Source organism: Streptomyces roseolilacinus (assembly GCF_014649335.1).
GTDB classification, from domain to species: domain Bacteria; phylum Actinomycetota; class Actinomycetes; order Streptomycetales; family Streptomycetaceae; genus Streptomyces; species Streptomyces roseolilacinus.
The window spans coordinates 115,124-140,225 of record NZ_BMSV01000008.1; the positions used below are offsets into that span (position 1 = coordinate 115,124).

The following is a 25,102-nucleotide window of genomic DNA, read 5'->3' on the forward strand; positions in this document are numbered from 1 at the left end:
TCATCCGCCGGAGCCGGAGCCTCCGCGCCGCGGCCGCCGCGCCCACCGCCACGCCCGCGGCGCGGCGCCGACCAGCAGCGCCAGCGCCACCGCCGCCGCCACCCCCTGCCAGGGCCGCGGGAACAGCGCCCCGCCCGCCACCCCGATCAGCTGGTACGTCGCCGTCCACGCCAGCACCGCCGGCACGTCACTCCGTACGAACCGGGCCGCCGGCATCCGTGCCAGCAGGCACGCCAGCATCACCGGGATCCGCCCCGCCGGCACCAGCCGGGACAGCACCAGCACCGGCACCCGGTGCTCCCGCAGCCTCGCCTGGGCCCGCTCCAGCCGGTCCGGCGCCGCCCGGGCCCGCAGCGCCGCCAGCCACCGCGACCCGCCCCGCGAGGTGACCCCGCGCCGCCCCAGCCAGTACAGCGCCGCGTCCCCCGCGAGCGCCGCCGCCGCGGCCACCAGGAAGACGAACAGCGGCGCGAGCGGCGCCGCCTGGTGGGAGGCCACGACCGCCGCCGAGCTGACGACCGCCCCCGTCGGCACGACCGGCACCAGCGCGCCGAGCGCGACCAGCAGGAACAGCGCCGGGTAGCCCACCACCCGCCGCGCCTCCTCCGGGGGCAGCTGGCCGGCCAGCTCCCCGATCACCGCGCCGCCCCCGGCCGCAGGCTCTCCCCGTGCCCGAGGGGGTGCACCGCCACGTCCGGCGCCAGCCGCGCCGCGAGCCGGGCGAACTCGCCGCCCGGCGCGTGGAACTCGTGCGGCCGCACCGCGTCCATCCCGACCGGCCAGTACGTGCCGTAGTGCACCGGCACCGCCGCCCGGGGCGCCAGCGACGCCAGGGCCTGCGCGGCGCGCCGCGCGTCCAGGTGGCCGTGGCCCAGGAACGGGCCCCACCCGCCGACCGGGAGGAGCGCCACGTCGACCTCGCCGACCGCGGCGGCCATCCCGTCGAACAGCCCCGTGTCCCCGGCGAAGTAGGTGCGCGCCGCGCCCCGGACCACGTACCCGAGCGCGGGGGAGCGGTGCGGCCCCACCGGCAGCCGCCGCCCGTCGTGCGCGGCCGGCACCGCCCGCACCACCACCGGTCCCGCCCGCACCTCGTCGCCGGCGCCGACCTCGGTGATCCGCAGCCCCGCCAGCCGCCGCAGCCCCGGCACCGTCCGGGACGCGCCGCGCGGCACCACCAGCCGCGTGCCGGGCGCGAGCCGGGCCAGCGAGGGCAGGTGCAGGTGGTCCGCGTGCAGGTGCGACACGAGCACCAGGTCGGCCAGCGCCGCCTCGGGCGGCGGCAGCGCGCCCCGGCGCCGGCGCAGGTGCGCGAGCCGCCGCGTGAACAGCGGGTCCGTCAGCACCCGCACACCGGAGTCCTCGACCGTGCAGGTGGCGTGGCCCCACCAGGTGACCTCCATGCCACGAGCGTAGAGCGGCGCCGCCTCCGGCGGGCGCCGTCGGGAGTAGGGTCGGCCCATGGACGACGTACGCGTGGCGGCGATCGCCAGCCTGACGCCGCTCGAGGAGCTCGACAGCGACCCGTTCCTGGTCGACACGCGCAGCCAGCACGCGATGTGCGAGCGGTGGGCGGCCGACAAGGGCTATGTCGTCAGCCGCGAGCTCCTCTTCTACGGGCTGCGCCCCGACCACCGCACCCTGTGGGCGGACGTCGAGGAGGGCGCCGTCGACCTGTTCGTCGCGCCCAACGAGCGCGTCCTGGAACGGGCCCTGACGTCGGCGCGGGACTTCTCCGCCGAGTGCGCGCGGCGCGGCGTGCGCCTGGAGACCGCCGGTCTCGACGAGCCCGCGTACGACGCGGAGACGAAGGCCCGCGTGCACCGGCGGCTGTCGATGCCCACCGCCGGCTACGACGGCTGCTGACACCCCGCCCCCGCAGCCCCCTCGCGGCCCGGGCCGCCCGGCCCGGCCGCCGCCACGGCGCGGTGTGCCACGCTGGAGCCGCCGGACGAAAACGGGCGAAAGGCGGATGGCGTGGGTCTCGGACGGTGGCGGTCGGCGAGCCGTGCCGCCCTGCGGGTCGTCGTGGTGTGGGCCGTGTCGACGCTCACCCTGCTCGTCCTCGCCGGGGCGCTCCCCGACTTCCGGCTCCAGTCCGACGACGGCGACAGCGCCACCCGCACGGCCGTCACCGCCGCCTGGGGCGCGGGCGCGTTCGGCCTGCTCGGCGCGCTGGTGTGGCCCCTGGTCGTACGGGCGCTGCTGCTCGTCCCGGCGCTCGTCCTCGGCGTGCTCGTGTTCTTCCTCAACGGGTCGCTGATGCTGGTCGCGCTCTGGCTGATCCCCGACGGGCGGGGCGAGGCCGACCCGGACAACGCCGTGGTCGTGGCCGCCGTCATGTCCGCCGTGGCGTCCGCGACCTCCACCGCCCTCGCCGTCGGCGACGACGACGCCTACCGGCGGCGCCTGTACCGGCTCGCCGGCCGCCGCACCGCCCCCGCGCCCGGCGCCGCGCCCGGCACGGTCTTCCTGCAGCTCGACGGCGTCGGCCACCGCGTGCTGCGCGACGCCCTCGACGCCGGGCTGATGCCGACGCTCGCCGCCTGGGAGGGGGTCACGCACCGGCTCGTCCCGTGGCGCACCGACTGGTCCAGCCAGACCGGCGCCAGCCAGCTCGCCCTGCTGCACGGCACCAACCACGACGTGCCCGCGTTCCGCTGGTACGAGAAGGACACCGGCCGCCTCATGGTGAGCAACCGGCCCGCCGCCGCCGCCGAGCTCCAGCGCCGCGCCGCCGCCCGCACCGGCGACCCGGGGCTCCTCGCCGGCGACGGGGCCAGCCGGGGCAACCTCTTCGGCGGCGGCGCCGAGCAGCTCGCCCTGGTGCTGTCGGTCTCCGGCCGCCGCGGCCCGGGGACCCGCTCCCGCGCCGGGTACTTCGCCTACTTCCGGGACCCGGCCAACGCCACCCGCACCGCCGTGTCGTTCGTCGCGGAGGTGTTCCGGGAGGTCGGCCAGTCGCTCGCCGCCCGGCTGCGGGGCGACCGGCCGCGGGTGCCGCGCGGCGGCCTGTACCCGTTCGTGCGGGCCTTCGCGACGGTCGTGGAGCGGGACGTGGTGGTCGCGGCCGTGATGGGCGACGTGCTGGCCGGGCGGACGGCCGTGTACGCCGACCTGGTGGCGTACGACGAGGTCGCCCACCACTCGGGGCCGTACGGCGGGGACGCGGCGAAGGTCCTGGAGCGTCTCGACCGGTGCGTCGGGCTGATCGCGAAGGCCGCCGGGCACGCCCCGCGCCCCTACCGGATCGTCCTGCTCTCGGACCACGGCCAGAGCTTCGGCGAGACCTTCGAGAGCGCCTACGGGCTGACGCTCCGCGACCTCGTGCGGGCGGGCTGCGGACTGCCGGTCTCCCGGCGGGTGCGGCACGGCGCCGGCGGCGCGGAGGCCCGGGGCGCGCTGCGCAGCGCCCTGCACCGGCCGGCGGAGGGGGAGCGCGGCGGGGAGCCCCCGGCGCGCGGCGCGGGTCCGGTGGTGCTGGCGTCGGGGAACCTGGGGCTCGTGTCCTTCCCCGACGTGCCGCACCGGATGTCGCGCGAGGAGCTGGACCGCCGCTGCCCGGGGCTGCTGGGGACCCTCGCCGGGCACCCCGGCATCGGTTTCGTCCTGGTGCGCTCCGAGCGGCACGGCTCGGTGGTGCTCGGCGCGAACGGGTTCGAGGCGCCGGTCGCCGAGCTGACCGACACGTCGGGGCCGCTCGCCGCGTTCGGGCCGGGCGTGGCCGCCGCGATCCGGCGTACCGACGCGTTCCCGCACGTCGCGGACGTCATGGTCAACTCGATGTACGACCCGGGGACCGACCGGGTGCACGCCTTCGAGGACCAGATCGGTTCGCACGGCGGGCTCGGCGGCGACCAGTCCGAGGCGTTCCTGCTGTGGCCGCGCGAGCTGTCGGCGCCCGTCGCGGAGGGCGGGGCGCTGGTGGGCGCGGAGGCCGTGCACCGGGTGCTGCGGCGCTGGCTGGAGGAGGGGCGCCCTCCCGGGAGACACGCCGAGACGCCGGTCACCTCCACGCAGGAATCATCGCCGCCGCGGCAAGCGGACGGAACATTTCCGGTTGTGGACGGTCTCGCACCGGACAAAAACGGGTGATTTGGAGCGCTGTTTCGCCGTACGCGAGCATGGTGGACGTTTGTACGGAGAAAGGCGCACCACCCTCATGACCACGGTCATCACCCCGGACACCGGGCAGGACACCCCGCACACCCCACCCCCCGGCGCGCGGGAGGACGACGGCGCGCACACGCGGCGGTTCGGCCTCCCCGTCGCCACGGCCCTGGTCATGGGCAACATCATCGGCGGCGGCATCTTCCTGCTGCCCGCGTCCGTCGCGCCGTACGGCACGATCAGCCTCGTCGCGTTCGCCGTCCTCACCGCCGGCGCCCTCGCCCTCGCCCTGGTCTTCGGGCGGCTCGCCGAGCGCCACCCGCGCACCGGCGGCCCCTACGTGTACGCCCGCGAGGCGTTCGGCGACTTCGCCGGGTTCCTGTCGGCCTGGTCGTACTGGATCACCGCCTGGGTCTCCAACGCCGCCCTCGCCGTCGCCGCCGTCGGCTACCTGGACGTGCTGCTGCCGCTGCGGGACTCGGTCGCCGCGACGATTGCCGCCGCGCTCCTTCTGCAGTGGCTGCCCGCCCTCGCCAACCTGGCCGGCACCCGGTACGTCGGCGCCGTCCAGCTGGTCGCCACCGTCCTGAAGTTCGTCCCGCTGCTGCTCGTCGCGGTGGGCGGGCTGTTCTTCTTCGACGCGGACAACCTGGGCCCCTTCCAGAGCGGCGGCTCCGGCACGCTCGGCGCGCTGTCCGCGTCCGCGGCGATCCTGCTGTTCAGCTACCTCGGCGTCGAGTCGGCCGCCGTCAGCGCCGGCGAGGTCCGCGACCCGCGCCGCAACGTCGGCCGCGCCACCGTCCTCGGCACCCTCGGCGCCGCCGTCCTGTACCTGCTCGGCACGGTCGCCGTGTTCGGCACCGTCGCCCACGACCGGCTCGTCGACTCCTCGGCGCCGTTCTCCGACGCCGTGGACGCCATGTTCGGCGGCACCTGGGGCGGCGCGGCCGTCGCCTGCATGGCCCTCGTGTCGATGGTCGGCGCCCTCAACGGCTGGACGCTGCTGAGCGCCCAGACCCCGTACGCCGCCGCCCGCGACGGGCTGTTCCCGCGCGCCTTCACCCGCCGGAGGCGGGGCGTCCCGACCGTCGGCGTCCTCGTCACGGTCGTCCTCGCGTCCCTGCTGACCGTCTACAACTACACGGCCGGCTCCGACGGCGTCTTCGAGACGCTGGTCCTGGTCACCACGTTCACGGCGACCGTCCCCTACCTGCTGTCCACGGCGGCGCAGATCTACTTCCTGCTCTCCGGGCAGCGCGATCGGGTGCGGGGCCCGCGGCTCGTCCGCGACGGCGTCCTCGCCGCGCTCGCCTTCGGCTTCTCCCTGTGGCTGGTCGCCGGATCCGGGTACGCCGCCGTCTACCAGGGCGTGCTGTTCCTCTTCGCCGGCGTCCTCGTGTACGCGTGGAGGGCGGCCCGTAGGGACCGCGAGGACCACGCCGCCGCCTGACGCGCAGCCGCCCGGCGCACCGGCGGCGGCCGAGTCGCCGGGCCGGGCGGTGCCGAAGCCCCCGGTCCGGGCAGGACCGGGGTCCGGTCGGCGCCGGGCGGTATCCGAGCCGTCGGGCCCGGGGTCCGGTCGGCGCCGGGCGGTACCGGGGTTCAGCCCGCGCCGGGCGCCGACAGGCCCGCCGCGGACCGCGCCAGCGCCTCCAGGACCGGCCGGATCAGCGGGTGCTCCTCCGCGCCCCGCCGCACCGCGGCGAACACCCGGCGGAACGCCGCCGGGCCCGCCACCGGCCGGACCACCACGTCCTTCAGTTCGATGCCGCGCAGCGCCGAACGCGGCACGAGCGCCACCCCCGCACCCGCGCCCGCGAGCGCCACGACCGCGCGGAAGTCGTCCGACACGTGCACCAGCCGCGGCCCGAAACCCGCCAGCTCGCAGGCGAGCAGCACCATGTCGTGGCACGGGTTGCCGGGTGACTGGCCGATCCAGTCGCTGCCCGCGAGCGCGGCCAGCGCGACCTCCGGCTCCTGCGCCAGCGGATGGCCCGCGTGCAGCACCGCGTCGAACGGCTCCGCGTACAGCGGCACCCGCGCCAGCCGCCGGTCGCCCTCGCGCGGGGCGCCCCGGTACTCCACGGCCAGGGCCAGGTCGGCCTCGCCGTCCAGGACGAGCGGCAGCGACTCGTCGCCCTCCGCGTCCCGCACCCGCAGCCGGATCCCCGGGTGCCGCTCCGCCAGCCGCCCGATCGCCGGGGCCAGCACCTCCGCGATGCCCGTCGCGAACGCCGCGACCGACACCTCGCCGGCCGTCCCGTCCGCGTACGCCGCGAGCTCCGCCTCGGCGCGCTCCAGCTGCGCCAGCACCTCGTTGGCGTGCTCCAGCAGGATCTCCCCGGCCGGGGTGAGCCGCACGCCCCGGCCGCTGCGGGTCAGCAGGGTGTGCCCCGTCTCCTGCTCCAGCGCGGCGAGCTGCTGGGAGACGGCGGACGGCGTGAGGTACAGCGCTGCGGCGGCGGCGGTCACCGTGCGGTGGTCCGCCGCGGCCCGCAGTATGCGCAGCCGGCGGGGGTCGATCACCCTGCCATTGTCACCCGGCCGCCGGGGCGGGCCTCACCCGTCCGCCGCCCCGGCCGCCGGGCCGCACCTCACGCGTCCGCCGCCCCGGCCGCCGGGCCGCACCTCACGCGTCCATCGCCGCCCGGGCGTCCACGAACGCCGCCACCGCGCGCTCCACGTCCGCCGTGGAGTGCGCCGCCGACAGCTGCACCCGGATCCGGGCCTGGCCCATCGGCACGACCGGGTACGAGAAGCCGATCACGTACACGCCGCGCTCCAGCAGCAGCTCCGCCATCCGCCCCGCCTTCGCCGCGTCCCCGATCATCACGGGCGCGATCGCGTGGTCGCCGGGCAGGATCTCGAAGCCCTCCTCCGCCATCCGCGTACGGAACAGCTTCGTGTTCGCGTCGAGCCGCTCCCGCAGGTCGCCCGCCGACTCCAGCAGGTCGAGGACCTTCAGTGACGCGGCGGCGATCACCGGGGCGAGCGAGTTGGAGAACAGGTACGGGCGGGACCGCTGGCGCAGCAGCTCCACGATCTCGGCGCGCGCCGCCACGTAGCCGCCGGACGCGCCGCCCAGCGCCTTGCCGAGCGTGCCCGTGACGACGTCCACGCGGTCCATCACGCCGTGCAGCTCCGGCGTGCCCCGGCCGCCCGCGCCGACGAACCCGACGGCGTGCGAGTCGTCGACCATGACCATCGCGTCGTACCGGTCGGCGAGGTCGCAGATCTCCCGCAGCGGCGCCACGTAGCCGTCCATCGAGAACACGCCGTCGGTGACGATCAGCCGGCGCCGGGCGCCCGCCGCCTCCTTCAGCCGGGCCTCCAGCTCGGCCATGTCGCGGTTGGCGTACCGGTACCGGGCGGCCTTCGACAGGCGGATGCCGTCGATGATCGACGCGTGGTTCAGGGCGTCGGAGATCACCGCGTCCTCGGGGCCGAGGAGCGTCTCGAAGACGCCGCCGTTCGCGTCGAAGCAGGAGGAGTACAGGATCGTGTCCTCCTGGCCGAGGAACGCCGACAGCCTCCGCTCCAGCTCCTTGTGGATCTCCTGGGTGCCGCAGATGAACCGCACGGACGCCATGCCGTAGCCCCACCGGTCCAGGGCGTCCTTGGCCGCCGCGACGACCTCGGGGTGGTCGGCGAGGCCCAGGTAGTTGTTGGCGCAGAAGTTCAGCACGTCACCGGGCGCGCCGCCCGCCGTGACGCCGACGGACGCCGACTGCGGGGTGCCGATGACCCGCTCGGGCTTGTACAGCCCGGCGTCGCGGATCTCGTCGAGGGTGGCGCGCAGTTCGTCACGCACGGACACGAACATGAGGGGTGCTCCTAGGAATCGCGGTGGCTGCGGGTGCGGGTGCGGGTGCGGGTGCGGGTGCGGGTGCGGAGGGGGCGGGGCCCGTCACGCGTCCCAGTTGAGGATGATCTTGCCGCTGCGGGCCGTCGCCGCCTCGTCGAACGCGGCGTCGAAGTCCTTGTACGCGTACGTGCCGGTGACCACCGGGCTCAGGTCGAGGCCGCCCTCCAGCAGCACCGTCATCGCGTACCACGTCTCGAACATCTCCCGGCCGTAGATGCCCTTGACCGTGATCATCGACGTCACGATCTTCGACCAGTCGACCGGGAACTCCTCCGCCGGCAGGCCGAGCATCGCGATGCGCCCGCCGTGCGTCATGTTGGCGACCATGTCGCGCATCGCCTCGGGGCGGCCGGACATCTCCAGGCCGACGTCGAAGCCCTCCCGCAGCCCCAGCTGCTTCTGCGCGTCCGCGATGCTCGTCCGCGCGACGTTCACCGCGAGGGTCGCGCCGACCTTGCGGGCCAGCTCCAGCCGGGGCTCGCTCACGTCGGTGATCACCACGTTGCGCGCGCCGGCGTGCCGGGCCACGGCCGCCGCCATGATGCCGATCGGCCCGGCCCCCGTGATCAGCACGTCCTCGCCGACGAGCGGGAACGACAGCGCCGTGTGCACCGCGTTGCCGAACGGGTCGAAGATGGCCGCGATGTCGAGGTCCACCTCCGTGCGGTGCACCCACACGTTGGACGCGGGCAGCGCCACGTACTCGGCGAACGCCCCGTCCCGCCCGACGCCCAGCCCGACCGTGGCGCGGCACAGGTGGCGGCGGCCCGCCAGGCAGTTGCGGCACTTGCCGCACACGAGGTGGCCCTCGCCGCTGACCAGGTCGCCGACCGCGACGTCCCGCACGCCGGAGCCGACCGCGGCGACCTCGCCGACGAACTCGTGGCCGAGGACCAGCGGCGTCGACACGGCCTGCCGGGCCCAGCCGTCCCACGCGCGGATGTGCAGGTCGGTCCCGCAGATACCGGTGCGCAGCACCTTGATCAGCACGTCGCCGGGGCCCGTCTCGGGCTCGGGGACGTCGATCAGCCACAGGCCGGGCTCGGCCTTCTGCTTGACAAGGGCCTTCATCGCGGTGACTCCAGGCGGGAGGGAGGGGCGGACGCGACCAATCTGCCGACCCGGAGGGGCCGCGTCCATCGAGGTTTTCTTAAGCGGTCCCACAGCCCAGCTTCACGCGCGCCCGCCGGGCGGGTGACGAGTCCCGCCCCGACGGGGCTGAAAGGCCGGGTGAGGGGTAGTCGGCGTCGTGAGAGCCGGACGGCGGCACCCGCCGCCCCGCGAGAAAGAGGTCGGCTCATGACCACTCACCCCCGTACGGCGGCCGCACGCACCCCCGTACAGCAGGCCGCGCTCCTGGTGGGCGCGGTGTTCCTGCTGGTGGGAATCCTCGGCTTCATCCCCGGGATCACGACGGACTACGACACGATGAAGTTCGCCGAGCACCACTCCGAGGCCAAGCTGCTGGGCCTGTTCCAGGTGTCGATCCTGCACAACATCGTGCACCTGCTGTTCGGGCTCGCGGGCATCCTCATGTCCCGCGCGGCCCCCACCGCCCGTACCTTCCTCATCGGGGGCGGCGTCGTCTACCTGATCCTGTGGATCTACGGCCTGATCATCGACCACGACAGCGCCGCCAACTTCGTGCCCGTGAACACCGCCGACAACTGGCTGCACTTCGTCCTCGGGGTGGCCATGATCGCCCTGGGTGTCCTGCTGACCCGCGGCCGTCCTGCCGGCCGGTAGGAGGGCGGGCCCTTCGGTACGGGGGACCGCGCAGGGGTCCCGCGGGAGCGGTTCGGTCCGGCAGTGGCGTGACCACGCGCCACCGGACCGCCCCGTGAGCCCCCGCCGGACCGGCGGCCGGACAAGGTGGGGAGCGGTGGCCACCACTCCCCACGCGGGTACGTCGGGCCCTCCGCGGCGCCCGGCGCCCGCTTCCGCCCGTGCCCGCCCCGGCGCCCCGGGCGTCCTCATCCGCGCATTACCCCGGCGTGGCCGGGCACGTCGAGGAGGTGTCCGGCGTGGGCGGGCCGTGCGACGAGCCGCACGGCCCGGCTGCTGCCGGTCAGGACGAAGGGCTTCCCCTCGGCCACGGCACGCCGGTGGACGGCGAGGAGGAGGTGGAGGACCGCCCGGTCGCAGACCGACACCGCCGACAGGTCGAGGTCGAGGCCGCTCGATGAGTCCAGGGCCGCGAGCAGGGTGGCGTGCAGGTGGGGGACCTGGGCGGCGTCGAGTTCACCGATCACCGCCACCACCGGCCGGTCCTCGTGCGACCCGGTGACCGTGGCGACGAGATGGGCCGGCCCCGCCTCCCGCCGCCGGCTCCGGCCGGCCGGCCCGCCCGTTCCTCCGCGCCGTCCCACCGCCGACGGGTTCCCTCCCGGGAGGGCCGTAACCGGCCCCGGGCGGTGTCCCCACGGCAGGGCGGCCCCCGCCGCCCGGAGGCCCCGCCCGGGGCCGTCGGCGACACGTGCCCGAACGCCGTGTTTGCCGCGGGGCGGCGGGGGAACACGGACGCCCGTTCTTTTCCGATCACCACCGACCGCCCGGATGGGGTTTCGCATGGTCGCATCCATGGACCCGCCCACCCTCGTGCCCGTGAAGGGGCGCGGAGTGGGGCGCATCGTCGTCGACTGGCTCACCACGACGGACCACAAGAAGATCGGGCACCTCTACCTGATCACGTCGTTCGGCTTCTTCCTGTTCGGTGGTCTCCTGGCTCTGATGCTCCGTGCGGAGCTGGCGCGTCCCGGTCTCCAGCTGCTCTCCAACGAGCAGTACAACCAGACCTTCACCCTGCACGGCACGATCATGCTGCTGCTGTTCGCGACCCCGACCTTCGCCGGGTTCGCCAACGCGATCATGCCGCTGCAGATCGGCGCCCCGGACGTGGCCTTCCCCCGGCTGAACATGCTGTCGTACTGGCTGTTCCTCTTCGGCGGCCTCATCGTCGTCGCCGGCCTGCTGACGACCCACGGCACGGCGGACTTCGGGTGGACGGCCTACACCCCCCTCAGCGGCGGGGAGCGCACGCCCTACGCCGGCGGCGACATGTGGATCATGGGGCTGGCGCTGTCCGGGTTCGGCACGATCCTCGGCGCGGTCAACTTCATGACCACGATCATCTGCATGCGGGCCCCCGGCATGACGATGTTCCGCATGCCGATCTTCACCTGGAACGTGCTGCTCACCTCGTTGCTGGTGCTGCTCGCCTTCCCCGTCCTGGCCGCCGCCCTGTTCGCCCTGGAGGCCGACCGCCAGCTGGGCGCGCACGTCTTCGATCCGGAGAACGGCGGCGCGCTGCTGTGGCAGCACCTGTTCTGGTTCTTCGGCCACCCGGAGGTCTACATCCTCGCCCTGCCGTTCTTCGGGGTGGTCAGCGAGGTCATCCCGGTCTTCTCCCGCAAGCCGCTGTTCGGCTACATCGGACTGGTGGCCGCCACGATCGCCATCGCCGGCCTGTCGGTGACGGTGTGGGCGCACCACATGTTCGCCACCGGGGCGGTGCTGCTGCCGTTCTTCTCCTTCATGACCTTCCTCATCGCCGTGCCGACCGGCGTGAAGTTCTTCAACTGGATCGGCACCATGTGGAAGGGCTCGCTCAGCTTCGAGCCGCCCATGCTGTGGGCCGTGGGCTTCCTGGTCACCTTCCTCTTCGGCGGGCTGACCGGCATCATCCTCGGCTCACCGCCCCTGGACTGGCACGTCCACGACACCTACTTCGTCGTCGCCCACTTCCACTACGTCCTGTTCGGCACCATCGTCTTCGCCATGTTCGCCGGATTCAGCTTCTGGTGGCCGAAGATGACCGGCAAGATGCTCGACGCGCGACTGGAGAAGATCCACTTCTGGTCCCTCTTCGTCGGCTTCCACCTGACCTTCCTCGTCCAGCACTGGCTGGGTGCCGAGGGCATGCCCCGCCGGTACGCCGACTACCTCGCCGCCGACGGCTTCACCGGCCTCAACATGCTCTCCTCCATCGGCGCCTTCCTGCTGGGCCTGTCCACCCTGCCGTTCCTCTACAACCTCTGGAAGACGGCCAAGGTCGGCGAGCGGGTCGAGGTGGACGACCCCTGGGGCTACGGCCGCTCCCTCGAATGGGCGACGTCGTGCCCGCCGCCCCGCCACAACTTCCTCACCCTGCCCCGGATCCGCTCCGAGTCCCCCGCCTTCGACCTGCACCACCCCGAGATCACCGCCCTCCGGGCACAGGAGACGGGAGGCCGCCGGGACGTGATCGAACCCGAGAAGGGGACGTCCGCCGCGTCGGGCGGCGAGGAGGAGCGGTGACGCGCACGACCGCCTCGGTGACGAGCCGCGAGACGGCCGAGGGCATCAACCGCATCGAGGGCTACCTCCTGGCCCGGGCGGAACTGCTCAAGGCCCGCGAGGAGGGCGAGGCGTTCGCGCGCCGCATGCCCTGGCTGACCACCGCCCAGCACGAGGAGGTCGCCCGCCTCTACGCGGAGGAGCGCGTCGAGGTGTCGAAGAGGGCCCTGCGGGCGGTCGCCGACCGCTGCGTCGAACTGCGGGCCGAGTACACCGCGCGCTACACGCGCCTGCGGCGGCGCCTCCTGTGCGCGAGCGTCGCCTCGCTCGTCACCGCGGCGGCACTGTGCGCCGGCGTCCGGATCATCGCCGGGTGAGGTGGGAACCTGCGTGACCGGCGGCCCCGCCTCGCCCGTCACGCTCCGCCACCGGCCGTCGGGACCGCCCCCGGGGACACCCCGGGCGCGGTCCCGTGTCGTACGGGCCCCACGGGGCACTCGACGGGTGGACGCCGTTCGCCCACGCCCGCGAAGAGCACCGGTGAGGGGCGTTTCCAGAGCCAGATCCCCACGAAGGAGGTGCCCGGTGAAGCACGTCAAGTCCGCTCTCGTGGTGGCGGCGGCCGTCGGTACGGGGGCCGTCGCGGCCCGCCGGACCCGGTCGCGGGCCGCCGCCGGCGACGAGTCCGCCGACCGGTGGCTGACCGTCACGATCAACCGCGCGCCGACGGACGTCATGCCCGACGGCACGCTGCCCCAACCCCTGGACCGGATGGCCGACCGGCTGGAGGCCCGGGTGCGCCCCGCCCCGGGGGACCGGGGCGCCGAACTGGCGGTACGGCTGAGGGAGACCCCTTCCGACGCGGAGACCTCCCTGCCGGGCCGCCTCGCCGGCGAGGACCCCCGCCAGGAGGTGAGGACCGCCCTGCGGGAGGCCAAGGCGATCCTGGAGGCGGGCGAGGTCATGCTGCCGGACACTCCGCCCACCACCAAGGAGACCCCGGTCGGGAAGGCCATCGGCATGGTCGCCCGCCGCTCGGGCGGGGAGGGAGTGCTGTGAAGGCGCTGTGCTGGCAAGGCGTGAACGAGCTGTCCGTCGAGCAGGTGCCCGACCCCGAGCTGCGCAACGACCAGGACGTCATCGTCCGGCTCGTCGCCGGCACGACGTGCGGCTCCGACCTGCACCTGATCGGCGGGTACATCCCCGCGATGCGCGCCGGTGACGTGATCGGCCACGAGTTCCTCGGCGAGGTCGTGGAGACGGGGAGCGCGGTGCGGCGCCACAAGGTCGGCGACCGGGTCGTCGTCGCCTCCTTCGTCGGCTGCGGGCGCTGCTGGTACTGCGCCAACGACCTGTGGTCCCTGTGCGACAACACCAACACCAACCCCGGCATCGGCCAGGCCCTGTTCGGCTACGAGTCCGGCGGCATCTTCGGCTACTCGCACGCCATGGGCGGCCTGCGCGGAAGCCACGCCGAGTACGTCCGCGTCCCCTTCGCCGACTACGGGGCCTTCCCGGTGCCCGACGGCGTCGACGACGTCAGCGCCCTGTTCGCGTCGGACTCCGTGCCGACCGGCTGGATGGGCGCCGACCTCGGCGGCGTCAAGCCGGGCGACGTCGTCGCGGTGTGGGGCTGCGGCGCCGTCGGGCAGATGGCGGCGCGCGCCGCGATCCTGCTGGGCGCCGAACGGGTGATCTCCATCGACCGAATCCCGGAGCGGCTGGAGATGACCGAGCGCCACATCGGCTCCGAGACGCTGGACTACACCTCCACCGACGTCGCCGCCGAACTACGCGAACGCACCGGCGGCCGCGGACCCGACGTGTGCATCGAAGCGGTCGGCATGGAGGCCCACAGCGACGGGCCGATGCACCTGTACGACCAGGTCAAGCAGCAGCTGCGCCTCCAGACCGACCGGCCGACCGCCGTCCGCCAGGCCGTCCACGCCTGCCGCAAGGGCGGCACCGTGTTCGTCCTCGGCGTGTTCGCGGGGATGGTGGACAAGTTCCCCCTCGGCGCGGTCGTCAACAAGGGCCTCACCGTGCGCGGCGCGCAGCAGCACGGCCAGCGGTACATCCCCATGCTCCTGGACCGCATGGCCAGGGGAGAGATCAGCACCGCGCACCTGGCGACCCACACGATGCCCCTGGAACGGGCCGTGGAGGGGTACGACATGTTCAAGGAGAAGAGCGACGGATGCGTCCGCGCCGTCTTCACCGGCCCGGGACGGACCGGGTGACCGGCGGCCCGCACGGCGGGGCACGCGCGCGGCGCGGAGGCGGGCGGCACCGGTAGGACGCCCCGGACCCGGGTGCCCGCGTCGGCCCGCGCCCGGGGCCCGTCCGGGGACGGCCCGGCCTCGTACGGGGCGGGCCGTCCCCGGACGGGCCGGGGTGCGGCGGGCCGGCGCCCCGCGGTCATTACCTCCGGAGTAATCGACCCGGTGGCGGCCGACCGGCAGGGTGGGTCGTACCGGACACCGGGCGGCGCACTCCGCCCGGCGTCCGGCCCCGCGACCGCGTACGACCCCGATGGAGGGTGACCCGCCATGTCCCAGGCCCTGCTCGCCGGCCTTTCCCGCACCACCGAACCGCGTGCCATGCTGCGCCGGTTCCTCGCCCTCGACGCGGTCGTCACCGGGGCGAACGGCCTCGCCTACGCCGCGGCGTCCGGCCCGCTCGGGCGGCTGCTCGGCGTGGACGCCACGCTGCTGCTCGCCCTGGGCGTCTTCCTCCTCGCGTACGCCGCCGCCGTCGCCGCGCTCGCCTCCCGGCGGCGCCCGCCCGCCGCGGCCGTCACGGCCGTCGTCGACGTCAACGCCGTGTGGGCCGCGCTCAGCCTCGTCGCGCTCGTCGCCTGGCTGGAGCCCAGCACCGCCGGCACCGTGTGGATCCCCGTCCAGGCCGCGACCGTCGCCGGGTTCGCCGTACTGCAGTGGACCTCCCTGCGCGCCTGGGGCGCGGGCCGCTGACCCGTCAGCCGGGCAGCGGCACGGAGCGGAGGAACGCGGCGGTCGCCGCGTCGGCCGGGAGGAACGTCTCGATGGCCAGCTCGGCGACCGTCACGTCCATCGGCGTGTTGAACGTCGAGATCGACGACACGAACGACAGCACCCGCCCGGCCACCTCGATCCGCAGCGGCAGCGCGAAGTACGGGTACGGCTCCGGCTCCTCCCGCCCGCCGTCCGCCGCGTCCCGGCCGCCGGCCACCGGGTACGCGGCGACCTCCTCGTACAGCCTCCGCAGCAGCTCGGACCGGTCCAGGGCGATCTGCCGCTCCATCTGGGCCAGCAGGTGGCCGCGCCACTCCCGCAGGTTGCGGATCCTCGGCGCCAGGCCCTCCGGGTGCAGGGTGATCCGCATGGCGTTGGGCTGCTCCAGCAGGTGCCCGGGCAGCCCGTCCAGCAGGAGGCCCGCACCCCGGTTCGCGGCCAGCACCGCGTACGACCCGTCCACGACGACCGCCGGGTACGGGTCGTACCCCGCCAGGAGCCGGTCGATGCCCTCGCGCAGCGGCCCCAGCTCCGGGCCGTCCAGCGCCGACTCGGTGTACCTCGGCGCGTAACCGGCCGCCAGCAGCAGGGCGTTGCGCTCCCGCACCGGCACGTCCAGGTGCTCGGCGAGGCGCAGGACCATCTCCTCGCTCGGCCGTGACCGGCCCGTCTCCACGAACGAGATGTGCCGGGCCGACGAGTCCGCGCGCAGCGCCAGCTCCAGCTGGCTCAGCCGCCGCCGCTCCCGCCACTCCCGCAGCAGAGCCCCCACACCCGTGACCGTCGCGACCGTTGTCATACCGCAGACGGTAGCCGAGTCCGCCGTGTTGACCACGAGCGGCGGGTACCGGGACCGTAAGGTCGGGAGCGCCACCGGCACCGAACCGGAAGGAGCACGGGACATGCCCACCGAACCGCTGTCGCAGAAGGAGATCGAGGACCGGCTGCGCGAACTGCCCGGCTGGTCCCTCGCGGGCGACCGGATCGCCCGTACGTACCGCCTCGCCACGCACTTCGCGGCCGCCGCGATGGTCGTCCACGTCGCCCGCGTGCAGGACGAACTGAACCACCACTCCGACCTGACCCTCGGCTACGACACGGTCGCCCTGTCGGTGAACACCCACGACGCGGGCGGCGCCGTCACCGAGCGGGACTTCGAACTGGCGTCGCGCGTCGACGCCGTCGCCGCGGCGCACGGCGCCTCCTGACGCCCCGCCGGCCGGCCGCGGCCCCCTCGCGCGGCGCCCCCGCGCCGGGCGCCGCGTGCGGACGGACCCGGGGCGCCGGCCCGGGGGAGCGCCGTTCGGCGTGCGCCGGGAAGTTGCCGGACCGGCACGCTTCCTCGCCGCCGGCGGCCCCGGCCCGCACCCTGTCACCATGACGCACGACCACACCCACATGGACTGGCCCACGATGCTGCCGCTGCTGGAACGCGGCGCCGAGCTGCGCACCCCGCTGTACCGGCAGGCGGCGGCCTGGCTCACCGACCTGCTGCCGATGGGCGCCACCCGGCGGATCCTCGACGTCGGCAGCGGCCCCGGCGTGCTGTCCCGCATCCTCGCCGACGCGTTCCCGTACGCGGAGGTCGTCGCCGTCGACGCGACGCCCGAGCTGCTGGAGCGCGCCCGGGAACGCAACGCCGACCTCGGCGGCCGCATCACCACGCGGCTCGCCGAACTGCCCGCCGCCGTCGACGAACTGGGCGAGGCGGACCTGGTCTGGGCGGGGGAGTCCGTCCACCACATCGGCGACCAGCGGGCCGCCCTCGCGGGCCTCGCCCGCCGGCTGCGCCCCGGCGGGATGCTCGCCCTGGCGGAGGGCGGGCTGGCGGCGCGGCACCTGCCCCGCGACATCGGCATCGGCCGGCCCGGTCTGGAGGCCCGCGTCGAGGCCGCGTCCGCCGGCTGGTTCGGCGAGATGCGGGCCGCGCTGCCCGGTGCCCGCGAGGAGACGGAGGACTGGCCGGCGCTGCTCACCGCCGCGGGGCTCGTCCCGGCCGGGACGCGCACGTTCCTGCTGGACGTCCCCGCGCCCGTGCCCGCCGCCGTGCGCGAGCACATCGTCGAGGTGTTCACCCGCACCCGCACCGGCCTCGCCGACCGGCTCCCCGCCGAGGACCTCGCCACCCTCGACCGGCTGCTCGACCCGGACGACCCCGCCGGCCTCCACCACCGCCCCGACCCCTACCTCCTCACGGCCCGCACCGTGCACACCGCCCGCCGCGCCTCCTGACGGCCCGCACCCCGCCCGCCGCACCTCCCGGCGGCGCCCGGACGGGCGGCCCCGCCGCCGTCCGTCCGGGACCGCCGGCCCGCGTCCCCGTACGGCTGCCGCCCGGCCGCCGCACCGTGCGGCAGGCCGTCGCCGACCCCGCCCCGCCCGTGCCCGTCACGCGGTGGACGGCCGCACAGGGGGTGCCGCGCGGGCGAGTTGGGGACGGCTCCGCGCCCTCACTATGATCCGGCGATGATCACACGAAAGCGATTGGCGGCCGGGTTGTGCGGCCTGCTGGTCACCCTGACGGGCGGCCTCTCCCCGGTGGCCGCCCGGGCCGACGCCGGCGAACCCGCCGCGAAGGAAGCACCCAAGGTCGAACTGGTGCTGGACGTCAGCGGGTCCATGCGGGCCCGCGACATCGACGGGCAGTCCCGGATGGCCGCGGCGAAGCAGGCGTTCAACGAGGTCCTCGACGCCGTCCCCGCCGAGGTCCGGCTCGGCATCCGCACCCTCGGCGCCGACTACCCCGGAAAGGACCGCAAGACGGGCTGCAAGGACACCCGGCAGCTCTACCCCGTGGGCCCGCTGGACCGCACCGAGGCCAAGGCCGCCGTGGCGACGCTGACCCCGACCGGCTGGACGCCCATCGGCCCCGCGCTGCTCGGCGCCGCCGAGGACCTGGAGGGCGGCGACGCCACCCGCAGGATCGTCCTCATCACCGACGGCGAGGACACCTGCGCCCCCCTCGACCCCTGCGTGGTCGCGCGGGAGATAGCCGCCAAGGGCATCCACCTCACCATCGACACCCTCGGCCTCGTCCCGGACGCCAAGACCCGCGCCCAGCTCGTCTGCATCGCGGAGGCCACCGGCGGCACCTACACCTCGGTCCAGCACACCGACGAACTGTCGTCGAGAGTAAGCCAGTTGGTCGACCGCGCCGCGAAGCCCGTCCTCACCCCCGTCGCCACCGAGGGCGCCGACCGGTGCGCCGAGGCCCCCCTCCTGCGGCCCGGCCTCTACACCGACCGCGAGGTGTTCGGCCAGCACCGCTGGTACCGCGTCGAGGTGCTGCCCGGCCAGGAGCTGCGCGCCGCGGTGAGCGTCGCCGCCGACCGCCCCGTCCACCGCGACCACGGCGTCCTGCTGCGGGCGTCGACCCTGGCCGGCCGGGAGATCGTGCGCGGCGAGGCCGCCGGTGACGGCCGTACCGACGTCATGTCGACGGGCCTGCGCTACCCCCGGCCCGACGTCGACGACGCCGACACCGACGACGGCAAGCCCGCCGCCGAGACGGTCTGCCTGCGCGTCAGCAACTCCTTCTCCGCGCCGGCCGGCGTCAAGACCACGCCGGGCCTGCCCGTCGAACTGAGCGTCGCCGTCGTCGACGGCCCTGACGAGGCCGGCGACCCCGCCTTCCTCGGCCTCGGCCGCGGCTGGTGGCTGCTCGGCACGCTGACGCTCGTCGGCTTCCTCGCCGGCCTGCTGTGGGGCTGGATCTCGCGCTGGCGCGTCACCGTCTGGAGGACCAACTGATGCGTACCGTACGGACACCGCGGACCGCGATCGCCGCCGCCCTGCTCGCCGGGGCCGCCCTGCTGGGCCTGATCGCCCCGGGCACGGCGGCGGCCGCGAGCCCCACGCCCGCCCCGGCCGCGTCGGACGGCGAGCCGCCCGCGCCGACCGAGGCCGGCACGTCGTTCCGTGCCGCCACCGCCGTCCGCCCCGGCCAGCGCGCCACGGCCCGGGCGTCGACGGGTGACTACCTGTACTGGCAGTTCCCCGCCGACGCCGGGGACCGGGCGACCGTCCGCGCCGCGGTCACCCTGCCCGAGTCGTCCGCCCGCGGGGCGGGCAGCACCTGGCGGATCGACGTGTACGACGGGCTGCGCCGCCGCCAGGCGTGCCGCCACGGCAGCGACTCCCGCACCCTCGCGGCGGACGCCCGCACGGTCACGCTCACCTGCCACCTGCGCACGGTCCGGGGCTGGGCGGAGCCGTGGTCGAACGATCCGCTGCCCGGCGCCTACTACGTCCGGCTGACCGCCGTGCGCCTCGCCGCGGCCGACGTCGGCCTGCCCTTCGACGCGGCGCTGGACGTCTCCGCCGACGCCGTGGGCGCCGCCGCGGACGTGGACGGCAGCCTGGCGCAGCCCCTCGTCCAGGGGTCGTCGGCGACCGTGGAACCGGAGGACGGCTGGTCGTCCGGCTGGTGGTCGACGCGCTGGCTGTGGACGGCGGGCGGCGCCGTGCTCGCCGCCCTCGCCGGGGTCTGGGGCCACTCCCTGACCCGCGGCGGCGGCCGCCCGGCGGGAGTGCCCGGCAGGCCGTGACCGGGCGGACGCGGTGGCCGGGCCCACGAGGCCCGGCCACCGCACCGCCCGCACGGGGCCGCCCGCACCGCACCGCCCGCACCGCCCGTACGGGACCGTTCGCGCCGGACCCTCACGCGGGGCCGTCGCGCCGGGCGTCAGTGGTACAGCGCCTCGACCTCCGCCGCGTACACCGTCTCGATCGCGCGCCGCTTCAGCTTCAGCGACGGGGTCAGCAGGCCGTGCTCCTCGCTGAACGGGTGCGCCAGGATGCGGAAGGTGCGGATCGACTCGGCGTGCGACACGAGCGTGTTGGCGGCGACGACCGCCCGGCGGATCTCCCTCTCCAGCGCCGGGTCGCGGACCAGTTCGGCCGTCTGCAGCGTCGCCCGGCCCTGCATCGCGAGCCAGTGGTCGACCGCCTCCTGGTCGAGGGTGATCAGCGCCGCGATGTACGGCCGGTTGTTGCCGACCACGACGCACTGCGCGACCAGCGGATGGGACCGCACGCGGTCCTCCAGGGCGAGCGGCGAGACGCTCTTGCCGCTGGTCGTCACCAGGATCTCCTTCTTCCGCCCGGTGATGGTCAGGTAGCCGTCCTCGTCGAGCGACCCCAGGTCCCCGGTGGCGAGCCACCCGTCGCGCAGCACCGCCTCGCCGGCGGCCGGGTCGTTGAGGTACCCGGAGAAGACGTGCGGGCCGCGCAGCCACACCTCCCCGTCCTCCGCGATCCGCACCGACGTGCCCGGTACGGGCTGCCCCACCGTGCCGTACCTGGTCCGCTCCGGCGGGTTGGCGGTCGCCGCCGACGTGGTCTCCGTCAACCCGTACCCCTCGTACACGGTCACGCCCGCGCCCGCGAAGAACAGGCCCATCCGCCGGTCCATCGCCGAGCCGCCCGACATGGCGTGCCGGACCCGGCCCCCCAACGCCTCGCGCACCTTCCCGTACACGACCTTCTCGAAGAACTGGTGCTGCACCCGCAGCGCCGCCGAAGGCCCCGGGCCCAGGCCGAAGTCCCGGTCCTCCTGGGCCTCCGCGTACCGCACGGCCACCTCGACCGCACGGTCGAAGGCTCCGGCCCTCCCCTCGGCCTCCGCGCGCCGCCGCGCCGCGTCGAAGACCTTCTCGAAGACGTACGGCACCGCGAGCACGAACGTCGGCCGGAACGCCGCCAGGTCGGGCAGCAGCGCGCCCGCCGACAGCAGCGGCTGGTGGCCCAGCTTCACCCGGCCCCGCACCGCCGCGACCCCCACCATGCGGCCGAAGACGTGGGCGAGCGGCAGGAACAGCAGCGTCGACGCCTCCTCGCCGGGCCTGGAGCGGAACACCGGCTCCCAGCGGTGCAGGAGCGTGTCCGACTCGAACATGAAGTTCCCGTGCGTCAGCACGCACCCCTTGGGGCGCCCGGTCGTCCCGGACGTGTAGATGACGGTGGCGACGGACTCCGGGGTGACCGCGCGCCGGTGCCGGTGCACCACCTCGTCGTCGATCCGCGCCCCCGCCCGGACGAGTTCGTCGACCACCCCGGTGTCGAGCTGCCACAGCTGCTTCAGAAGGGGCAGGCGGTCGACGACCGACCCGACCGTCATCGCGTGGTCCTCGTGCTCGACGACGCACGCGCTGACGCCCGCGTCGTGCAGCATCCAGTGCACCTGGTCGGCGGAGGACGTCGGGTACACCGGCACGGGCTGCGCGCCCACGGTCCACAGCGCGAAGTCGAACAGCGTCCACTCGTAGCGGGTGCGGGACATGATCGCGACCCGGTCCCCGAACCGCACGCCCCGCGCGAGCAGACCCTTCGCGAGGGCCAGCACCTCGTCCCGGAACTGCCGGGAGGTGACGTCGCCCCACGTCCCGGACGCGTCCTTCCGGCCCAGGGCGACCCGGTCCGGATCACTCGCGGCGTGGTCGAACACGACGTCGGCCAGGCCGCCGACCAGCGGAGCCGCCGCCAGGGGCGGGACTGTCAACTCGCGCAATGGCCTGCTCCTTGTGGCGCTCAGCACAGCGGAGGGTGACCGTACCGTACGGAGAGTTGGCGCGGGAGACTCTTCCTAAAGTCCGGACAAACGACATTGCCACTGGTCAGACCGGTCAGCGCATGGTCACGGGGACGGGGGGCCGCCCGTTACTGACCGGCGGGTCAGGAGCGGCGTCGGGAATCTCCACCGAATCTGTACGGGCCGACCACAGCGGGGGTGGCCGAAGAGCGCCGGTGGCGGGGCGCCGCGACCGTACGGGAGGAAGGGGACGGCCACCGGACCGGGACCGCCCGCGCCGTGGGCCCCGCGCTCCGGGCCCCGAGCGCGCCGGTCGTCCCGTGCCACCGGGTCACCCTCGTACCCCCGGACCCGCCGGGCCAACCCGTACCGCTCCCGACCCGCCGGGCCCGCCCCACCGAGCCCCCGCACCACCGCGAACGCGCCCCCGCGACCCGCCACCCCACCGGCCGCCCCCGGCGCCGGGCGGGCACCCCTCGCATCCGGGCGGGCACCCCTCCGTCGTGCCGGCAGCCCCCACCACGCCGGGCAGCCCCCACCGCGCAGGCCGCCCCCACCACGCCGGGCAGCCCCCACCACGCCGGGCAGCCCCCACCACGCCGGCGACGCAGCCGCCGTGCCGGTCGCCCGGCCACCGCCCCGAGCCGCCCGCCGCCGTCCGGCGCGCACCCGCCCCGACCGGCCAAGATCACGGCGGCTACGGTGAGAGCCATGCCCGCACCCGCGACACCCGCCCCGGCCCGCGCCTCCGCGCCCGTCCCCGGCCCGTGCCCCGTCCCCCCGCCCTCCCGCCCGGGCGGTGTGCGGTGACGCGCGGCTGGATGCGCCCCGGAGCGTCCCGGCCGTGCTCGCTCGTCGTCTGCCGGGGCTGCTGCTGCGGCGACGCGCGCAAGAACCCCGGGACCGACCACGCGGGTCAGCTGGAGCGGCTGCGGCAGGCCGCGGCGGCGTCCGGCGGCAGGCTGGCCGTCCGTACGAGCGACTGCCTCGGCCCGTGCGGCCAGGCCAACGTCATGGTCGTCCAGCCCTCCACCGAGGCCCGGAGCCGCGGCGCCCGCGCCGCGTGGATCGGCTGGGCGCTGGACGACGACTGCCTGGACGACGTCCTTGCCTGGGTGGAGGCGGGCGGCCCGGGGATGGCCGAGCCGCCGGCGACGCTCGCCCTCCAGATGATCGACCCGCCGTCGGAGGCCCGCCGCCGGGCCCGCTGACGCCCCGCCCTCCCCGAGCGTGCCCGCCGGGCCCCCTCGCACACCGCCCACCCGGCCCCTCCCGAGCGCCCGCCCGGCCCCCTCAGTGAGCGGCCAGCGGGGCGCCGTCCGCGTCCAGGAGGCGGTGCTCCCCGGCGTACACGTTCATCGAACCGCCCCGCAGGAACCCCACCAGCGTCAGCCCCGTCTCGGCGGCCAGGTCCACGGCGAGCGACGACGGCGCGGAGACCGCCGCCAGCACCGGCACCCCCGCCATCACCGCCTTCTGCGCCAGCTCGAACGACGCCCGCCCGGACACCATCAGCACCGCCTGGCCCAGCGGCAGCCGCCCCTCCCGCAGGGCCCGCCCGACCACCTTGTCGACGGCGTTGTGCCGCCCCACGTCCTCCCGCACGTCGAGCAGCTCGCCCGACGCGGAGAACAGCGCCGCCGCGTGCAGCCCGCCGGTCCGCTCGAACACCTGCTGCGCGGCACGCAGCCGGTCGGGCAGCGCGGCCAGCACGTCCACTCCGACCCGTACCGGCGGGCCGTCGGCCGGCGCGAACCGGGTGGTGGTGCGCACCGCGTCCAGGCTGGCCTTGCCGCACAGACCGCACGAGGAGGTGGTGTAGACGTTCCGCTCCAGCGTGATGTCGGGCACCGGTACGCCCGGGGCGAGCTGCACGTCCACGACGTTGTACGTGTTGCCGCCGTCGTCGCGGGCGCCCGCGCAGTACACGATGTTCCGCACGTCCTCCGCCGCGCCGAGGACGCCCTCGCTGACCAGGAACCCGGCGGCGAGCGCGAAGTCGTCGCCGGGCGTGCGCATGGTGACGGCGAGGGGTTTGCCGTTCATCCGGATCTCCAGCGGCTCCTCGGCGACGAGGGTGTCGGGCCGGGCGGACACGGCCCCGTCCCGCACCCGGATGACGCGCCGCCGTTCCGTGACCCGTCCCATGTCTCCCCGTCCCCTCGCCGTGGCCGTAGCGCTTCCGAAGGCCATTGTCGTCCACGGCGCGTCCGGCGAGCCGACCGGCGGTGATGTGGCGGACCCTCCAAGGGACGGGCGGGAATGCTGTGGGATCACGTGACGGGTTACCGGTGAGTCGCTGACCAGACTGGGGGATTCCTTACCATCACGAACCAACCAGCCGAGGGGGTCCCCGAGCATGACGGGCACTCGTATCGCCGCGCTCGGGCATTACCAGCCCGCCAAGGTGCTCACCAACGACGACCTGGCCGCGCTGGTCGACACCAGCGACGAGTGGATCCGCAGCCGTGTCGGCATCCGCACCCGCCACGTCGCCGGACCGGACGAACCGGTCGACGAGATGGCCGCCCACGCGGCCGCGAAGGCCCTCGCCTCCGCCGGCCTGGCGTCCACCGACATCGACCTGGTCGTCGTCGCCACGTCCACCGCGATCGACCGCTCCCCGAACACCGCCGCCCGCGTGGCCGCCCGCCTCGCCATGGCCTCCCCGGCCACGCTGGACCTGAACGTCGTGTGCGCCGGCTTCACCCACGCCCTGGCCACCGCCGACCACGCCGTGCGGGCCGGTTCGGCGCGCCGGGCCCTGGTCATCGGCGCGGACAAGATGACCGAGATCACCGACTGGACGGACCGCACGACCTGCGTCCTGGTCGGCGACGGCGCCGGCGCGGCCGTCGTGGAGGCCGCCCCGGACGGCGTCCCCGGCATCAGCCCGGTCGTGTGGGGCTCCGTCCCCGAGATGGGCCACGCGGTCCGCATCGAGGGCACCCCGCCCCGCTTCGCCCAGGAGGGCCAGACCGTCTACCGCTGGGCCACCACCCAGCTCCCGCCCATCGCCCGCCGCGTCTGCGAGCGCGCCGGCATCGCCCCGGAGGACCTGGCGGCGGTCGTCCTCCACCAGGCGAACCTCCGCATCATCGAGCCCCTCGCCCAGCGCATCGGCGCGGTCAACGCGGTCGTCGCCCGCGACGTCACGGAGTCCGGCAACACGTCGGCCGCGTCCATCCCGATGGCCCTGTCGAAGCTCGTGGCCCGCGGCGACCTCCCCCCGGGCTCGCCGGCCCTCCTCTTCGGCTTCGGCGGCAACCTGTCGTACGCGGGCCAGGTGGTCCGCACCCCGTAAGACCGCCCCTCACACTGCGTGACGCC

Annotated in this window: 24 protein-coding genes; 15 read left to right on the top strand and 9 right to left on the bottom strand. The window is 75.3% G+C overall.

What is annotated here, in order from left to right:
* Together IE106_RS20315 and IE106_RS20320 are read right to left on the bottom strand one after the other, a co-directional pair.
* A complete protein-coding gene (locus IE106_RS20315; protein WP_189536108.1) occupies nucleotides 1–639 on the bottom strand; it encodes a DedA family protein in 639 nt (212 codons plus the stop codon).
* Nucleotides 636–1,403 carry an MBL fold metallo-hydrolase gene (locus tag IE106_RS20320; protein ID WP_189536109.1) on the bottom strand — a complete coding sequence of 256 codons (768 nt, stop codon included), beginning with the start codon at nucleotides 1,401–1,403 and terminating at the stop codon, nucleotides 636–638. Before IE106_RS20320 ends, IE106_RS20315 begins: the two co-directional genes overlap by 4 nt.
* 58 nt (nucleotides 1,404–1,461) lie before the next feature.
* Here IE106_RS20320 and IE106_RS20325 point away from each other — a divergent pair, with 58 nt between their 5' ends.
* From IE106_RS20325 to IE106_RS20335, 3 genes are all read left to right on the top strand, one after another.
* Entirely contained in the window at nucleotides 1,462–1,866 is a 405-nt protein-coding gene (locus IE106_RS20325) for a hypothetical protein (RefSeq protein WP_189536111.1), read from the top strand.
* A gap of 111 nt (nucleotides 1,867–1,977) precedes the next feature.
* Nucleotides 1,978–4,095: a phage holin family protein gene (locus IE106_RS20330; RefSeq protein ID WP_189536113.1), complete on the top strand. Its 2,118-nt coding sequence runs from the start codon at nucleotides 1,978–1,980 to the stop codon at nucleotides 4,093–4,095.
* Between the two features lie 67 nt (nucleotides 4,096–4,162).
* Nucleotides 4,163–5,560 carry an amino acid permease gene (locus IE106_RS20335; RefSeq protein WP_189536115.1) on the top strand — a complete coding sequence of 466 codons (1,398 nt, stop codon included), beginning with the start codon at nucleotides 4,163–4,165 and terminating at the stop codon, nucleotides 5,558–5,560.
* A 152-nt stretch (nucleotides 5,561–5,712) separates the two neighbouring features.
* On the opposite strand, the gene IE106_RS20340 is transcribed toward IE106_RS20335, so the two are convergent.
* The 3 genes from IE106_RS20340 to tdh all read right to left on the bottom strand — a co-directional run bounded on the left by IE106_RS20340 (nucleotide 5,713) and on the right by tdh (nucleotide 9,046).
* A complete protein-coding gene (locus tag IE106_RS20340) occupies nucleotides 5,713–6,636 on the bottom strand; it encodes a LysR family transcriptional regulator (protein ID WP_189536116.1) in 924 nt (307 codons plus the stop codon).
* A gap of 103 nt (nucleotides 6,637–6,739) precedes the next feature.
* Nucleotides 6,740–7,933, bottom strand: a complete 1,194-nt coding sequence (locus IE106_RS20345; RefSeq protein WP_189536118.1) for a glycine C-acetyltransferase — start codon at nucleotides 7,931–7,933, stop codon at nucleotides 6,740–6,742.
* A gap of 84 nt (nucleotides 7,934–8,017) precedes the next feature.
* Nucleotides 8,018–9,046, bottom strand: a complete 1,029-nt coding sequence (gene tdh, locus IE106_RS20350) for an L-threonine 3-dehydrogenase (protein WP_189536120.1) — start codon at nucleotides 9,044–9,046, stop codon at nucleotides 8,018–8,020.
* A 228-nt stretch (nucleotides 9,047–9,274) separates the two neighbouring features.
* Between tdh and IE106_RS20355 the strand changes: the two genes are divergently transcribed.
* On the top strand, nucleotides 9,275–9,721 hold the full coding sequence (locus tag IE106_RS20355) for a DUF4383 domain-containing protein (protein WP_189536122.1): 447 nt from the start codon (nucleotides 9,275–9,277) through the stop codon (nucleotides 9,719–9,721).
* A gap of 227 nt (nucleotides 9,722–9,948) precedes the next feature.
* On the opposite strand, the gene IE106_RS31100 is transcribed toward IE106_RS20355, so the two are convergent.
* The gene (locus tag IE106_RS31100; protein WP_506004944.1) at nucleotides 9,949–10,605 is read right to left on the bottom strand and encodes an STAS domain-containing protein; all 657 of its coding nucleotides are present in this window, start codon (nucleotides 10,603–10,605) and stop codon (nucleotides 9,949–9,951) included.
* Here IE106_RS31100 and ctaD point away from each other — a divergent pair.
* The 5 genes from ctaD to IE106_RS20385 all read left to right on the top strand — a co-directional run bounded on the left by ctaD (nucleotide 10,556) and on the right by IE106_RS20385 (nucleotide 15,222).
* Nucleotides 10,556–12,271 (top strand): aa3-type cytochrome oxidase subunit I, encoded by a 1,716-nt coding sequence (gene ctaD / locus IE106_RS20365; protein ID WP_229840626.1) that lies wholly within the window; start codon nucleotides 10,556–10,558, stop codon nucleotides 12,269–12,271. The two genes, IE106_RS31100 and ctaD, sit on opposite strands and share 50 nt — an antisense overlap.
* On the top strand, nucleotides 12,268–12,627 hold the full coding sequence (locus tag IE106_RS20370; RefSeq protein WP_229840627.1) for a hypothetical protein: 360 nt from the start codon (nucleotides 12,268–12,270) through the stop codon (nucleotides 12,625–12,627). The genes ctaD and IE106_RS20370 overlap by 4 nt, the downstream gene beginning before the upstream one ends.
* Nucleotides 12,628–12,835: 208 nt before the next feature.
* On the top strand, nucleotides 12,836–13,309 hold the full coding sequence (locus IE106_RS20375) for a hypothetical protein (protein ID WP_189536127.1): 474 nt from the start codon (nucleotides 12,836–12,838) through the stop codon (nucleotides 13,307–13,309).
* A 20-nt stretch (nucleotides 13,310–13,329) separates the two neighbouring features.
* Nucleotides 13,330–14,490: a zinc-dependent alcohol dehydrogenase gene (locus tag IE106_RS20380; protein WP_229840629.1), complete on the top strand. Its 1,161-nt coding sequence runs from the start codon at nucleotides 13,330–13,332 to the stop codon at nucleotides 14,488–14,490.
* 309 nt (nucleotides 14,491–14,799) lie between these two features.
* Nucleotides 14,800–15,222, top strand: coding sequence for a hypothetical protein (locus IE106_RS20385; protein WP_189536132.1), 423 nt, complete (start codon nucleotides 14,800–14,802; stop codon nucleotides 15,220–15,222).
* Between the two features lie 4 nt (nucleotides 15,223–15,226).
* Here the strand turns inward: IE106_RS20385 and IE106_RS20390 are convergent, their stop codons facing one another.
* On the bottom strand, nucleotides 15,227–16,042 hold the full coding sequence (locus tag IE106_RS20390; RefSeq protein WP_189536133.1) for a helix-turn-helix domain-containing protein: 816 nt from the start codon (nucleotides 16,040–16,042) through the stop codon (nucleotides 15,227–15,229).
* 103 nt (nucleotides 16,043–16,145) lie between these two features.
* On the opposite strand from IE106_RS20390, the gene IE106_RS20395 reads away from it, so the two are divergent.
* The 4 genes from IE106_RS20395 (at nucleotide 16,146) to IE106_RS20410 (ending at nucleotide 19,790) form a co-directional block, all read left to right on the top strand.
* The gene (locus tag IE106_RS20395; RefSeq protein ID WP_189536135.1) at nucleotides 16,146–16,451 is read left to right on the top strand and encodes a 4a-hydroxytetrahydrobiopterin dehydratase; all 306 of its coding nucleotides are present in this window, start codon (nucleotides 16,146–16,148) and stop codon (nucleotides 16,449–16,451) included.
* 169 nt (nucleotides 16,452–16,620) lie between these two features.
* The gene (locus tag IE106_RS20400; RefSeq protein WP_189536137.1) at nucleotides 16,621–17,475 is read left to right on the top strand and encodes a class I SAM-dependent methyltransferase; all 855 of its coding nucleotides are present in this window, start codon (nucleotides 16,621–16,623) and stop codon (nucleotides 17,473–17,475) included.
* 234 nt (nucleotides 17,476–17,709) lie between these two features.
* On the top strand, nucleotides 17,710–18,993 hold the full coding sequence (locus IE106_RS20405) for a VWA domain-containing protein (RefSeq protein ID WP_189536139.1): 1,284 nt from the start codon (nucleotides 17,710–17,712) through the stop codon (nucleotides 18,991–18,993).
* On the top strand, nucleotides 18,993–19,790 hold the full coding sequence (locus IE106_RS20410) for a hypothetical protein (protein WP_189536141.1): 798 nt from the start codon (nucleotides 18,993–18,995) through the stop codon (nucleotides 19,788–19,790). Before IE106_RS20405 ends, IE106_RS20410 begins: the two co-directional genes overlap by 1 nt.
* 137 nt (nucleotides 19,791–19,927) lie before the next feature.
* Here the strand turns inward: IE106_RS20410 and IE106_RS20415 are convergent, their stop codons facing one another.
* Nucleotides 19,928–21,751 carry an AMP-dependent synthetase/ligase gene (locus tag IE106_RS20415; protein WP_189536143.1) on the bottom strand — a complete coding sequence of 608 codons (1,824 nt, stop codon included), beginning with the start codon at nucleotides 21,749–21,751 and terminating at the stop codon, nucleotides 19,928–19,930.
* 842 nt (nucleotides 21,752–22,593) lie between these two features.
* Between IE106_RS20415 and IE106_RS20425 the strand changes: the two genes are divergently transcribed.
* Nucleotides 22,594–22,983 (top strand): (2Fe-2S) ferredoxin domain-containing protein, encoded by a 390-nt coding sequence (locus IE106_RS20425; RefSeq protein ID WP_373295967.1) that lies wholly within the window; start codon nucleotides 22,594–22,596, stop codon nucleotides 22,981–22,983.
* 82 nt (nucleotides 22,984–23,065) lie between these two features.
* Here the strand turns inward: IE106_RS20425 and fdhD are convergent, their stop codons facing one another.
* Complete coding sequence (gene fdhD / locus IE106_RS20430) at nucleotides 23,066–23,920, bottom strand: formate dehydrogenase accessory sulfurtransferase FdhD (RefSeq protein WP_189536149.1); 855 nt, start codon at nucleotides 23,918–23,920, stop codon at nucleotides 23,066–23,068.
* Nucleotides 23,921–24,131: 211 nt separating this feature from the next.
* Here fdhD and IE106_RS20435 point away from each other — a divergent pair, with 211 nt between their 5' ends.
* Entirely contained in the window at nucleotides 24,132–25,076 is a 945-nt protein-coding gene (locus IE106_RS20435; RefSeq protein ID WP_189536151.1) for a beta-ketoacyl-ACP synthase III, read from the top strand.
* Nucleotides 25,077–25,102: the final 26 nt, after the last annotated feature.